The 12,815-nt window shown below is 63.1% G+C and carries 7 protein-coding genes and 1 CRISPR repeat array; of the genes, 2 read left to right on the forward strand and 5 right to left on the reverse strand.

The window, feature by feature from the left end:
* The first annotated feature begins 67 nt into the window (after positions 1-67).
* Complete coding sequence (locus BN3266_RS07735) at positions 68-1,936, forward strand: polysaccharide biosynthesis protein (RefSeq protein ID WP_059004702.1); 1,869 nt, start codon at positions 68-70, stop codon at positions 1,934-1,936.
* A 253-nt stretch (positions 1,937-2,189) separates the two neighbouring features.
* A CRISPR array of direct repeats spans positions 2,190-2,691; the repeat unit is 32 nt; unit sequence GTCGCACCCCACGCGGGTGCGTGGATTGAAAT.
* Positions 2,692-2,863: 172 nt separating this feature from the next.
* Here BN3266_RS07735 and BN3266_RS13850 read toward each other — a convergent pair.
* Complete coding sequence (locus tag BN3266_RS13850; protein ID WP_154669020.1) at positions 2,864-3,040, reverse strand: hypothetical protein; 177 nt, start codon at positions 3,038-3,040, stop codon at positions 2,864-2,866.
* Complete coding sequence (locus BN3266_RS07740; RefSeq protein ID WP_154669021.1) at positions 3,027-7,205, reverse strand: hypothetical protein; 4,179 nt, start codon at positions 7,203-7,205, stop codon at positions 3,027-3,029. Before BN3266_RS07740 ends, BN3266_RS13850 begins: the two co-directional genes overlap by 14 nt.
* Before the next feature lie 286 nt (positions 7,206-7,491).
* On the opposite strand from BN3266_RS07740, the gene BN3266_RS07745 reads away from it, so the two are divergent.
* Positions 7,492-8,679, forward strand: coding sequence for an RNA polymerase sigma factor (locus tag BN3266_RS07745; RefSeq protein ID WP_059004704.1), 1,188 nt, complete (start codon positions 7,492-7,494; stop codon positions 8,677-8,679).
* Between the two features lie 61 nt (positions 8,680-8,740).
* Here BN3266_RS07745 and BN3266_RS07750 read toward each other — a convergent pair whose 3' ends face one another.
* The 3 genes from BN3266_RS07750 to BN3266_RS07760 all read right to left on the reverse strand — a co-directional run bounded on the left by BN3266_RS07750 (position 8,741) and on the right by BN3266_RS07760 (position 12,731).
* Positions 8,741-9,751: an aldo/keto reductase gene (locus tag BN3266_RS07750; protein ID WP_059004705.1), complete on the reverse strand. Its 1,011-nt coding sequence runs from the start codon at positions 9,749-9,751 to the stop codon at positions 8,741-8,743.
* Entirely contained in the window at positions 9,748-10,701 is a 954-nt protein-coding gene (locus BN3266_RS07755) for an alpha/beta hydrolase (RefSeq protein ID WP_059004706.1), read from the reverse strand. The genes BN3266_RS07750 and BN3266_RS07755 overlap by 4 nt, the downstream gene beginning before the upstream one ends.
* A 1,100-nt stretch (positions 10,702-11,801) precedes the next feature.
* Positions 11,802-12,731: a DMT family transporter gene (locus BN3266_RS07760; RefSeq protein ID WP_059004707.1), complete on the reverse strand. Its 930-nt coding sequence runs from the start codon at positions 12,729-12,731 to the stop codon at positions 11,802-11,804.
* Between the last annotated feature and the right edge of the window lie 84 nt (positions 12,732-12,815).

The following is a 12,815-nucleotide window of genomic DNA, read 5'->3' on the forward strand; positions in this document are numbered from 1 at the left end:
GCCTCTCCTCGCCCATTCGCCTGTTGGGGCCCGGTTGTGATCCGCTGCAAAAAAGGATGGATTCGCTATGAACAGTCTATACAACGCCCTGCTCAAGGCCAAGCGGTATGTGCTCCTCCCCTTTGACCTGGTTCTCTGGGGGTCGGCCTACTACTTTGCCTACGCCATTCTCCACAGCTCCTTCTCCCTCAAAGGCTATGAAGAGGAGTTTTTGGCCACCTTCTTTCTCTACCTCATCTGCGGCACTGCGGTGTTTTTGCTCTTTCGCATCTACAACAAGATGTGGCAGTACGCCGACATTGTCGAGTATCTCTACATCGGCACGGCCTGCGTGGTGGGGAACGCCGCCTTTGTCATCTCCTCCCTTCTCTTGGACCTGCCGGTGGGGATCCGGGCCTGTGTGCTGGCCACCATCCTCAGCACCTTTTTCATCTTCCTCTTCCGCTTTGTCTACAAGATGAACAAGGTCATTGACGCCAAGTACAATTTCCCCACCTCCCGCAAGAAGAAGCGGCTGCTCATTGTCGGCGGCGGCGAGGCCTGCGCCATGATCCTCAGCGAGCTCAAGCGCAACCCCCAAAACAGCTTTGAACCGGTCTGCATCGTAGACGACGACACCACCAAGTTCAAGCGCACCATCCAGGGCGTCCCCATCATGGGCACCACCGACGACGTGGTACGGCTGTGCGACCAGTACAGTGTGGACGCCATCCTCTTTGCCATCGCCAACATCTCGCTGAAGGAGAAAAACCGCATCATCAACCTCTGCGCCGCCACCAAGAAGGAGGTCAACATCATCCCCGACCTCTACAAGGTGATGACCGGACAGGAGGTGCCGGTGGGCACCATCCGCCAGGTGGAGGTAGAGGACCTGCTGGGCCGCGAGCCCATCGTGCTGGATATGAAGCCGGTGGCCAAGTATGTCGCTGGACGCCGGGTGATGGTGACTGGGGGCGGGGGGACCATCGGCTCCGAACTCTGTCGCCAGGTGGCCAAATTTGCCCCCCAGCAGCTGGTGATCGTGGACATCTACGAAAACAACGCCTACGAGATCCAGCAGGAGCTGCTGCGCAGCTACGGCAAGGCCCTCAACCTCTCGGTGGAGATCGCCTCCATCCGCGACCGGGACAAGATGGACGTCCTCTTCTCCCGCTACCGGCCGGAAATCATCTTCCACGCGGCGGCACACAAGCACGTGCCGCTGATGGAGCCGGTGCCCGAAGAGGCGGTGAAGAACAACGTCTTTGGCACCCTGAACCTGGCCCAGTTGGCGGACAAGTACGGCGTCAAGCGGTTTGTGCAGATTTCCACCGACAAGGCGGTGAACCCCACCAGCGTGATGGGCACTACCAAGCGCATCTGCGAGATGATCATGCAGTCGATGGATCAAATCAGCGAGACCGAGTTTGTGGCGGTGCGTTTCGGCAATGTGCTGGGCTCCAACGGTTCGGTCATCCCCCTCTTTAAAGAGCAGATCCGCAAGGGCGGGCCGGTGACGGTGACCCACCCCGATATCATCCGCTACTTCATGACCATCCCCGAGGCGGTGAGCCTGGTGCTGACGGCCGGTTCGCTGGCCAAGGGCGGCGAGATCTTTGTTCTCGATATGGGCCAGCCGGTGCACATCCGCGACCTGGCGGAGAACCTCATCCGCCTCTCCGGCTTCCGCCCGAATGAGGACATCAAAATCGAGTATACCGGCTTGCGGCCGGGCGAGAAGCTCTATGAGGAACTGCTGATGGATGAGGAAGGGATGAAAGAGACCCCCTACGAAAAAATCTTCATCGGCCGGCCGATTGATATCTGTCCCGACGATCTCTGGCGCTCCCTCGACGAGATGCGCCCCCTGGCGTACAGCAACCAGCCGGACAAGGTGATTGCCGAGCTGCAAAAAATCGTGCCCACTTTTACCCCCACCCCCAATAAGCACAGTTGAGAGAAGAGCGGCTTGCCGAAGAGATGTCGGCAGGGCCGCTCTTTTGCGTCTGGGTGATGAGCCGGGAGGAATAGAGACTTTGGTGCGAACCCCAAGCGCACAGGGATTTGCCGGGAGGTTCGCACCAAAAAATGTCCGCGTATTGCCGGGGAAAAGGGAAAGGCGGCGGATAGAGGAGATTGATTTGACAGGGTTTTGTGAAAAGGGGTATAGTAGAAGTGTAAATTGGCGTTGATTTTTGTGCCAATTTGCTGTCGCACCCCACGCGGGTGCGTGGATTGAAATCACTCTGTACCATGGGCCAGAATACCTTGGAGCGCGTCGCACCCCACGCGGGTGCGTGGATTGAAATCGCAGATGATCCAGCACAAGACCGTGGCTGCCCAGGGTCGCACCCCACGCGGGTGCGTGGATTGAAATCATAAGCGCCGCAAGTTCGGGACGGCCTTGCAAGGCGTCGCACCCCACGCGGGTGCGTGGATTGAAATTGAAATCATGAAGAGGTCCGGGTCCCGTTCTGATGTCGCACCCCACGCGGGTGCGTGGATTGAAATCTGCAGGGAAGGCGGCGCTGATCGGGAGCGTGTGGTCGCACCCCACGCGGGTGCGTGGATTGAAATTGAAGAGCGGAAAATCGTCCAAATCATGGGCATTCGTCGCACCCCACGCGGGTGCGTGGATTGAAATCGTACCGGCCCCCTCCTGCAGCACCAGGTACTTTTTGTCGCACCCCACGCGGGTGCGTGGATTGAAATAAGAAATAAAACAGAGCTATGATTATGTTATCATATCGCACCCCACGCGGGTGCAGTGTGCGACCATAGCAAACCGCCCCTATGCAACTGCCCTTCCCTTTTGTCCCCCAACAAAGAGAGCCCCCGGGTATTCCCGGAGGCTCTCTTTTTACGCTATGGCATCAAAAGGTGATTATCCCTCGCCGCCGTTCTGGTTTCGGGTGCGGTGGATGAGATAGACAGCGGACAGCAGCAGGCTAACCCCCAGAAGGAGGAGCGCCGCCAAATCCCAGGAACAGGCGGCGTGGACGGCGCAGAAAATGGCCGCAGCCGCCAGGGCGGTGAGGACGACAAAATCACAGGTTTTCACGGGCTTTTTCCTCCTCTCTGTCCAGTTGGCGCTTGCGCGCCAGGAGATAGGCCAGGGCGATTGCCGTCAGCACCAGCGCAAGCCAGTGCACCCAACAATCCGCCGGCTGCCGGTGAGCGTGACCGCTCAGTTCGCCGGTATAGGGCCCGCTGCCGGCAGAGTTCTGCCCGCTGTCAGTGCCGTCGGAGACGATGTCGCCTCCCTCCACCTGCCGCTCGGTGAGGGCGTAGGTAAAGGCAAGAGAGGCGGAATTGCCGTACTCGTCGACGACCCGGTAGAGGATGAGGCAGGAGCCGGGCCGGTCGGTGGCAAAGCCCTGGTCGGTGATGTCCCGCCCGCTTTGGTAGAGGGCGACACTCTCCTTCAGGTGTGCTCCGGTGCCCGGGGCGATCTGGTACTGCCCCTGCATCCAGTCCAGCGCCTCCTGGGCGGAGAGGGTCCCGCCAAAGGCGGGGGGATAGGTCACTAGTTCGGTGATGCCGTCCCGATAGCTGCGGTGGACGGTGGCGTCGGGGTCCACCGTCTCCTCCGGCTCGGGCAGGGGGCGCTCCGGGTCGGCCGGCTCGATGACCGGCGGGTCGTACCGCTCCACATACTCGTAGGTCAGCTCCAAGGTAGTGGAGTTCCCCTGGCCGTCTGTCACGGTGTAGACCCCCAGGCAGGAGCCGGGGGCGGTGGAGGGCAGGCCGGCAGCCGAGATGTCCGCCCCGTTTTGCCTCATGGCAAAGGTGACGCTGCCCGCGCCGAAGTGGTATCGGCCCTCGATGGTTTCCCGCAGTTCATCGGCGGTGAGAAGGCCGCCGAACTGGGGCGGGTCGGTGATGGAGACGACGATCTTGTCCCGATAGATGTGGTGGATGAGGCCGTCCCTGTCCACCTCTTCCTCCGGGCCCTGGGGCGGCTGCTCCGGGCCCTGGGGTGGCCGCTCCGGGTCGATGGGGAGGACGGCGGGGGGCTCCACCCGCTCTTTGAAGGTGTAGGTCAGTTCCAGGGTGGTGGAGTTGCCGTCCCGGTCGGTGACCGTGTAGGTGATGAGGCAGGAGCCCGGCGCGGCGGAGGAGATCTCCACCAGCGGGCGGCCGCCCTGTTCCATTGTCAGGGAGTGTCCCACCAGGCTGGCGCTGCCGGCGGCAAAGTCGTAGTGGTCGCGGATGTAGCCCAGGGCGTCGCCGAGGGTGAAGGAGCCGCCATAGGCGGGCGGGTCGGAGATGAGCTCGACGACCGCGTCGGTGTAGCGTCGGTGGACGGTGTTGTCGGGGTCGATGGTCTCCTCCGGCCCCTGGGGCGGGTGTTCGGGGTCATCGGGGAGGATGGCCGGGGGCACCGGCTTCTCGATAAAGGTGTAGGTCAGCTCCAGGGTGGTGGAATTGCCGTCCCCATCGGTGACGGTGTAGCGCCCCAGGCAGGAGCCGGGGACGGTACTGGGCAGCCCGGCGGCGGAGATGTCGGCCCCGTTTTGGGTCATGGCGTAGGTGACTGTGCCCGCGCCGAAGGAGTAGCGCCCCTCGATGACGGCCTTCAGGTCGTCCGCCGTGAGGGTGCCGCCGAAGGCGGGCGGGTCGGTGATGATCTGGACGATCTGGTCCCGGTAGGTCTGGTGGACCAGGCCGCTCTTGTCCACCTCTTCCTCGGGCTCCGGCATAGGGGTGTCCGGATCCGCCGGGTCGATGGCGGGGGGCTCCACCCGCTCCTTAAAGGTGTAGGTCAGCTCCAGGGTGGCGGTGTTGCCGTCCCCATCTGCCACTGTGTAGGTGATGAGACAGGAGCCGGGGGTGGAAGAGTCAAGGCCGGTGGCGGAGATGTCCACCCCGTTTTGGGTCATGGTGGAGGACGCACTCAGGGTGCTGCCCGTCTGGGCGGCGAAGGCGTAGTGGCCCTTGATGTAGGCCAGGGCGTCTGCCTGGGAAAAGGAGCCGCCGTAGGCCGGCGGGTCGGAGATGAGCTCCACCACCTGGGCGGTGTAGCGGTGGTGCACCGTGTTCTCCTGGGGACCGACGGCCTCCTCCGGCCCCGTGAGGGGGTCGTCGGGCGCGGCGGGCTCGACGGCGGGGGGGAGGGGCTTGTCGATGAAGGAGTAGGTGAGGTTGAGGGTGGCGGTGTTGCCGTCCTGGTCGGTGATGCGGTAGACAGCCTGGCAGGAGCCGGGGACGGAGGAGTCGAGGCCGGTGGCCGAGATGTCCGCCCCATTTTGGGTCATGGACACCAACTGCCCGGAGAGGGTCCCCGAGTGGGAGGTGAACTGGTAGCGGCCCTCGATGATGGATTTCAGGTCGCTGCCGGTGAGGGCGCCGCCGTAGGCGGGGGGATCGGTGATGATCTCCTCGATGGAGTCGGTGTAGACGGCGTGGGTGAGGCCCGCTTCGTCGGTGGAAACGGTGGGGGCCTGGGGGCTGTGGTGGTTCGGCTCGTCTTTGACCGCGATTTCAGGCGGGTCGTTGACGGTGACGGGGAGGGTGGCGGCGGAGGGGTTGCCCGCCGCGTCCACCGCCCGGTAGATCCCGTTTTGGGTGGGGGTAAAGGTCTGGGAGGCAGAGCCGTTGCCGGAGGAGCTGAGGGAAAAGGTCTTGGCCGCCGACCAGGTCCCTGTGACCGGGTTCTGCCGCTCCAACTTCCAGACGCCCGAGAGGCTGTCTGCCGCGGTGAGGGCGGTGCCGGAGGCCGTCAGGGTGGGCGGGGTACCATCGATTTTCACCGTGTCGCTGACGGTGGAGGAGAGCTTGCCGTTTGCGGTGTTGACGGCCTGGTAGGAAAGAGGAATGCCCCCGGTCTCGCCGTCATAGTGCTGCTGGGGGTTGCCGGAGTGGAGGCCGACAACCAAGTTCCCGACCCCATCGCGGATGTTGAATTGGTTGAAGGTGCCGGGGCTGAAGGCAATTTCGACTGCGCCGGTATTCCAGCCGTTTTGGTTGGCCGGGGTGCGGGTGTAGTGGTAGTCGGTGCCGGGGACGGGCTGTGGTTGGTCGGGGTCAGGTTCGGGGTCCGGGTCGCCGGCCACCAGGGGGATGGCGGGAATCAGCTCGGCTTTGGAGTAGCGGTGAGATTGGAAGAAGTCGTCGGCAATGGTCTGGCCCACGGTGACTGCCGCCCCGGAGGGATTGGCGATCCTGGCCAGATAGGTAATGGTGTTGTCTCCCGCGCCGGTCATCTTGAAGGGGATACCGCTGTTTATAATGTCGGTATTTGCGGGGACGGCTGCTCCGTTGGCGACGATCTGCTGCCCCTCGGCGGCGGTGAGGGGGACGATCCCGGCAGTGGGGTAGGTGGAATCGCCCTGCAGCAGCTTGAGGGTGCAGGGGACGGCTTGCCCACCAGCACCGGCGTTGGCATTTTTGACTGTGGATTTGACCATGACGATTTGGCTGTTGACCGGCGGGCTGTTTGTCGGGAAGGGGGTGCCATTGGTTTGCAGTACCTCGGTCTTGACAAATTGGGGGTAGTACTTGGTGTAGGCGGCTGTGCTGAAGGTGCCTTGGACGTCGGAAGCGGGGGCGGTTTTTCCGTCCTGCCAGCAGATGGTGCCGGCGAGGGTCACAGTGACTTCTTTGGCAGAGCCAAAGAAGTCGGACATTTTATATGTAAGGGTATAGTCCCCATAGGTGCAGGAGAGGATGTCGGTGGCGGCTGTATAAGTGATGCGAAAATTCTTGGAACCTTTAAAGTAGGAGAGATCCAGTTTTTTCTCTGCGACAGTTACAGTGTTGGGCGCAGCTGCGGTGCCGGTCATAAGTTGCAGACCAATCCTAGTGTCCAACTTGCCGGCAGAAAAGAGGATCTGCTTGGTGTCACGGGCCTTTATTACGACAAAGCCCCGAGTATAGACGTGGGGGGTATTCGTATCAATGGTGACGTCAAAGGTCCCTCCGACTTCCCAGTCGGCCTCCAGGGACACCCAGCGCTTGCTGCGCGCGCCGGCAGAACCGGTGCGATACCCATCTTTCAAAACGGAGGCGGAGGTGTTGCAGAAGTGGATGCTGTTGCCGCTGATGCCTATGCCTGCGCCAAATCCACTGGGGTCGTTCCACTCGAAGATGTCGTTGAGGTTGTTGGAGGAGACAAAGCTGTCGTCCCCGGCGGCGCTTGTGGGCAGCGGGACGAGCCCGAGGGTCAGCACCCCTGCCAGCAGGAGAGCGGTGAGTCGCTTTGGCCCCTTTTTTTGATAACGCATGACCATTCACTCCTATTGTTTATAATGAAAACTGATTTGACGCCAGATGTGGTTATTGAAAAGGGAGGGTGGAGGTGTTCCTCTGGCAAAATTGCGCCCGATACAGAGGGGCAGAGTTGTCCTATCTTTTATATGAGTACGGCAAGGTCGAAAACAGAACAGCGAATTGACATTTTTCGCACATTTTCCCAAGTGAGGCTTCGCGTGCTTTTTTCCCTTGCAGAAGGTGCGCTTTTTATAGTAAACTACCCTTTAAAGAGCTGCAAGGGAAGAGGGGTGGAAAAGGTTGGAAGAAAAGCGGATGGGACACCGGCAGTTGGAACAGCTTCTCTTGCGGGCGAGGGAGGGGGACGAACAGGCCTTTGCCCAGCTCTACCGCGCCACCTGCCGGGCGCAGTGGGTGCAGGCCAGGGCCCTGTTGGGGAGCGACGCCCTGGCGGAGGAGGCGGTGCAGGAGAGCTATCTCTCCCTCTTTCGCCACATGGGGGAGCTGGGCAACCCCCGGGCGCTGGTGGCCTACCTCAACCGCAGCACCTATTTTGCCAGTCAAAACCTGCGCCGGGTGGAGGCGTGGCGGGCCGCCTCGGGGGAGGAGCTGTTGGATTCCCTTCCCGACCGGGACCCCCACACCTTGCCCGAGGCGGCGGCCGACCGAAGGGGGCGGACGGCTGCCCTTTTGTCGGCGCTGGACAAGCTGCCCCAGCGGCAGCGCCAAGCGGTGGTGCTGCGCTACTTTCAGCGCCAAACCCTGCCCCAGATCGCCGCCGTCCTGGACTGTTCGGAGATGACGGTGAAGCGGGAGTTGGACCGCGCCCAGAAGGCCCTGCGGGGAAGTCTGTCCGGCTGGCTGCCCGCCGCTTTGCCCCTGGGCATTGCCCTGCGGCGGGCCGGGGAGCAGCCCTCTCTCTGGCAGTTGGGAGAGATCCCCCTCCCTGCGGCGGGTGGGGCGGCCGGCCTTGTCCTCGCGGTGACGGCGGGGTTGACCCTGCTGCCGGCCCCCAAAATTTTGGAGGCAGCCGTCTGGCAAGCAGAGGGCCGGGCCGGTCTCACCGCCCGGGTGGCGGGGGCGGAAACGGTCTGGCTGGAGGACAGCGACGGCAACTGCTACGCTCTGGAGCGAGGGGAGGACGGTTTTTCCCTGCTGCCGGTGAAAAACGGCAGCTACACCCTGCAGGCCGAGGGGGGCAACGGAAGGCGCGTCCAAACGGCCGTGTCGGTGGCCGGGGCCGATGAAGAGCCCCCCGCCTTGGCAGAGGCGTACAGCCAGGCGGGGCTGGTGACGGTACGGCTGACAGACCCCGCCGGGGTGGACTGGGCGCGCAGCTTCCTGCTGGGGGCGGACGGCGCCCTCTATCGCCCTCTGGAGGCCGAGGGGGAGCGCGCCCGATTCGATCTGCCCAGCGGCCACTACACCCTGGTTGCCCAGGACCTGTTGGGAAACCGGGGAGAGGGCGAGTTGACCGTCTCACAGTGATGGACAAACAGAGGGGGAGGGGAAGCCAGATGGCTTCCCCTCCCCCTCTGTTTAAAGGCTTTTATTTGAGAAAGGTCTTGTAGTCCTCGTAGTTTTGGCGCAGCAGTTTGGGGGTGTCCAGCCCGTAGGGGCAGTGGTTGACGCAGTGATTGCAGTGGATGCAGTCGTCGATTTTGGCCATCTTCGCCTGCCATTCCTCGCCCAGCCAGGGGGCCGGGGGAGAGCGGCGGAGCATCAGAGACATCCGGGCGGCGTTGGGGATCTCGATCCCCGCCGGGCAGGGCAGGCAGTAGCCGCAGCCGCGGCAGAAATCCCCTGCCAGTTGCAGCTTGTCCCGCTCGATGAGGGCCTGCAACTCCTCGGTGAGGGCGGGCGGGTTTTCGCCGTAGGCGAGGAACTCTTCCAGTTCGGCCATCCGCTGCACCCCCCAGATGGGGAGGACCCCTTCAAATTGGGCCAAAAAGGCGTAGGCGGCGGCGCTGTTTTGGATGAGTCCGCCCGAGAGGGCCTTCATGGCGATAAAGCCCACGCCGTGTTGGCGGCAGCTCTCCACCAGGGCCAGGTCGTCGGGGGAGGCCAGGTAGCAGAAGGGGAACTGCAGGGTGTCGTAGAGGCCGGATTCCACCGCCTCTCGGGCCACGTGAAGCCGGTGGTTGGTCAGGCCGATGAAGCGGATCTTGCCCTGTTCGCGGGCCTCCAGCATGGCCTCGTAAAGGCCGCTGCCGTCCCCCGGCTTGGGACAGAAGGCGGGGTTGTGAAACTGAAAGAGGTCGATGTAGTCGGTCTGCAGGGCGGCCAGCGAGGCATCCAAGTCCCGCCAGAAGCCGGCGGCGTCGGTGGCGGGGGTCTTGGTGGCGAGGACGACCTCCCCCCGCCGGCCGGCGAGGGCGGCCCCCAGCTTTTCCTCGCTGTCACTGTAGAGGCGGGCGGTGTCGAAGAAGGTGATGCCCCCGTCCAGGGCGCGGCGGACGATGGCCACCGCCTCCTCCTTGGGGATGCGCTGGATGGGCAGGGCGCCAAAGCCGTTTTTGTTGACGGTGAGGCCGGTGCGGCCCAGGGTCACGGTGTTCACAGTCTCTCTCCTCCCTTGTCGGTTGGCGGCAGGTGCCCCTCTAAAAAGGCCAGCAGGTCCTCGTAGACCTCCTGCCGGTTTGTCTCGTTGAACATCTCATGGCGGCCGCCGGGGTAGAGCTTGCAGGTCACCTTTTTCACGCCGGCGTCCTTGAGCCGTTGGGCCACGGCCTTCGGGCCCTCGCCGTAGTCGCCCACCGGGTCCTCCTCCCCCGAGAGGAGAAGGATGGGCAGGTCTTTGGGAACCGACTCGGCCCACTCGGGCACCGAGACCCGGGAGAGGATCTTGAAGAGGTCCAGAAAGGCGCTGGAGGTGAAGAGAAAGGTGCAGTAGGGGTCGGCGGCATAGGCGTCCACCACCGCCTCGTCCCGGGAGAGCCAGTCGTAGGGGGTGCGCCCGGCAAAGCGCTTGTTGTAGCCGGCAAAGGCCAGCTTGTTGAGCAGCCGCCCGGGCTTCTGCCCCTGGCCCAGGGCGATCTGCAGCTTGGCCAGCCGCATCCCCCACCTGGCCGCAGGGTTGCCGCCGCTGGTGCCGCTGATGACGGCGGCGGTGAGTTTGGCGCCGTATTTGGCCAAAAAGTCCCGGGCGATGAAGGAGCCCATGCTGTGGCCCACCAGAAAGTAGGGCAGACTGGGGAAGCGGGCCCGCAGCTGTTCGCAGACCACGTTCAAATTTTCCGTCAGGTAGAGGTGGCCGTTTTTCTCGGCAAAGTAGCCCAGCGCCTCCTCCCCGCCGGCGGTCTTGCCGTGGCCCAGGTGGTCGGCCCCGCCGACGGCGTAGCCCCGGTCGGTGAGAAAGCGACAGAGGGGCTCGTAGCGCTCGATGTACTCGCACATGCCGTGGGAGAGCTGCACCACCGCCTTGGGCGCCCCCTCGTCGGGCAGGTAGAGGTAGCAGGCCAGCTGGGTGGGCAGGCCGTAAGACTCCAGGGAAAAGGTCTCTTTTTTCACAGCGATTTCTCCTCCGATCTGTCGATGTGTTCAGATACCCATATCATAGCAATTTTATCGAAAAACTGCAAACAAATTGCCAAAAAGAGGGCGCAATCGGGAGAAAATTGAAGAAAATAGAGGAGGACATGCTTGAAAGCGGCCTCCCTTCTCAAAATAGCGGGTCTGTGCTGCGGGGAAGGGCGCTGCCCTCCCCACAAAAAAGCGGTGTGCACTGGGGCGGGGAAGGGAGATCCCCCATTTGCGCAGAGCCCTTTGGGGCGTTTGAAACAGCCGATTGGTCGCCGTCTTGAAAGGACCCCTTTGCGGGCCACTGGGAAAAGAGCTGTGTGAGAATCGGCATGATTTGGCGGGGAGACCGACGGGAAGGGGTTGGGGTGGATTTCAACGGCCTTAGGGGAGCAGAGGGGAAAGGCGTTTTTTTCCGGCGGAAGGTTGCCACAGTGCAGCCGAAGGGGGGAGATTGGACCGGCGCGTCGCCACAGCGCCGACCATTCCGCAAAATCGACGGGATGCGGCGATCTTCCCTGTCCGTCGCTCTCTTTGAGAGAGGGGGGAAAACGGAGGACCGTACAGGTGTAGAGCATGGCAGACCGCTTTTTCTGCGTGAGAGGGCCCTGCCCGATGTCTGCGAATGCCGCTTTTTTATCACTTCCATCTGTTTTTCTGTGCGCGGGCGGAGAGGAGAGTCTACCGCAGAGGATGGCCGCTGGAAAGGGACGAAGTCAGCTGTTCTCCCCATACAGAGGGCCCTTCCGGAAAGCTGCGGCCAGGGAGGGGCGTCGTCGGGAAGGGAGGGGACGAAAGGGAGCTATCCGCCGCAGGCCACAGGGGTGACGGGTTGGTGTTTCCGGTGCCGCTTGGCCGATACGGTTCCCTGCTGTCAAAGGGAAGGGCAGCGACACGGTCAAAGGAGAGGGGGGCCATTGCCCCGCTCCCCTGCCGCTGCGCCGGGGTTTTACAACGCGGCGGCGGATCTTGTTCTGTCCTTGCCGCACTCTTGGGGAAAGGGGCGCTTCCAATCAAAGAAACGGCGTTTGCCGCGCGGGGATGGCACGCGGGCAGACGCCGTTTGTGGTGGGTGACGGGCAGGGGAGAAATCAGCGGATGGAGGGCAGTTCGTCCTCCTCCTGTAAAGCGGGGGCGTCCGGTTCGGGGCGGCGCACCTCTCCCCGCTGGTGCAGGGCGATGAGGGCGACGGAACAGAGGATGAGGGCGCAGCCGCCCAGCTTGAGGGGGGAGATGCCTTCCCCCAGGAAGAACAGCCCCATCAGCACGCTGGTAATGGGCTCGAACATGCTGAGGATGGAGGCCAGGGAGGGGCCGGCATGGCGCAGCCCCAATTGAAAGAGGGTCATGGCCCCCACGGCCGCCAAGAGGGAGGAGGCCGCCGTCAGCGCCCAGCCGGTGGCGGTGAGGGAGAGGGTGAACTGCCCGGTGAGGGCGCCGTAGAGGGCAGAGGCCGGGCTGATGACCAGGGAGAGGTAGAAGGTCAGGAGGAAGGAGTTTAGGTTTTTGAGGCCGCTCTTGTCCATCCAGATGATGTAGAAGGTGTAGAAGGCCCCGGAGGAGAGGGCCAGCAGAATGCCGATGAGGCTGCCGCCCGGCTCCATAAAGGTGGCGATGCCGGCGGTGGCCAGCACCAGGGCCACCACCTTGTAGCGGTAGAGTTTTTCCTTTAAAAAGACGACCGAGGCGGCGGTGGTGAGCACCGGATAGATGAAGTGGAGGGTGGTGGCCATCCCCACGGGGATGTAGTTGTAGGAGATGCCGAGGGTGATGGCGGTGGCGGTGGAGCCCACCAGCCCACAGACGATCACCGAGACCAACTGGTGGCGGGTGATCTTGAGGGGGATGCGCAGGGCCAGCAGGATGCACAGCAGCACCGGCAGGGAGAGCAGCCCGCGAAAGCAGGCCGCCATCGAGGCGTTGCTGCCCATGGAGTAGGTGAGTTTGCTGAGAACGGGGGTGATGCCGAAGATGACGGCCGAGGCGATGGTGTAGACAATTCCTTTCAAGGTGTTTGGCAAAGGGGACTCCTCCTCACATGCAGATCGCCGCCCGCCCGGCCGCCGGGGAAGAGGGGCGAAACCCCTCTGCCGCACCCCCGCAAC

The organism is Bittarella massiliensis (ex Durand et al. 2017) (assembly GCF_001486165.1).
GTDB lineage: Bacteria > Bacillota > Clostridia > Oscillospirales > Ruminococcaceae > Bittarella > Bittarella massiliensis.

Excerpts from the sequence above, each read along its gene's own strand:
- BN3266_RS07735 (WP_059004702.1), top strand. The coding sequence starts at position 68 with ATGAACAGTCTATACAACGCCCTGCTCAAGGCCAAGCGGTATGTGCTC.
- BN3266_RS07740 (WP_154669021.1), bottom strand. The coding sequence starts at position 7,205 with ATGCGTTATCAAAAAAAGGGGCCAAAGCGACTCACCGCTCTCCTGCTG.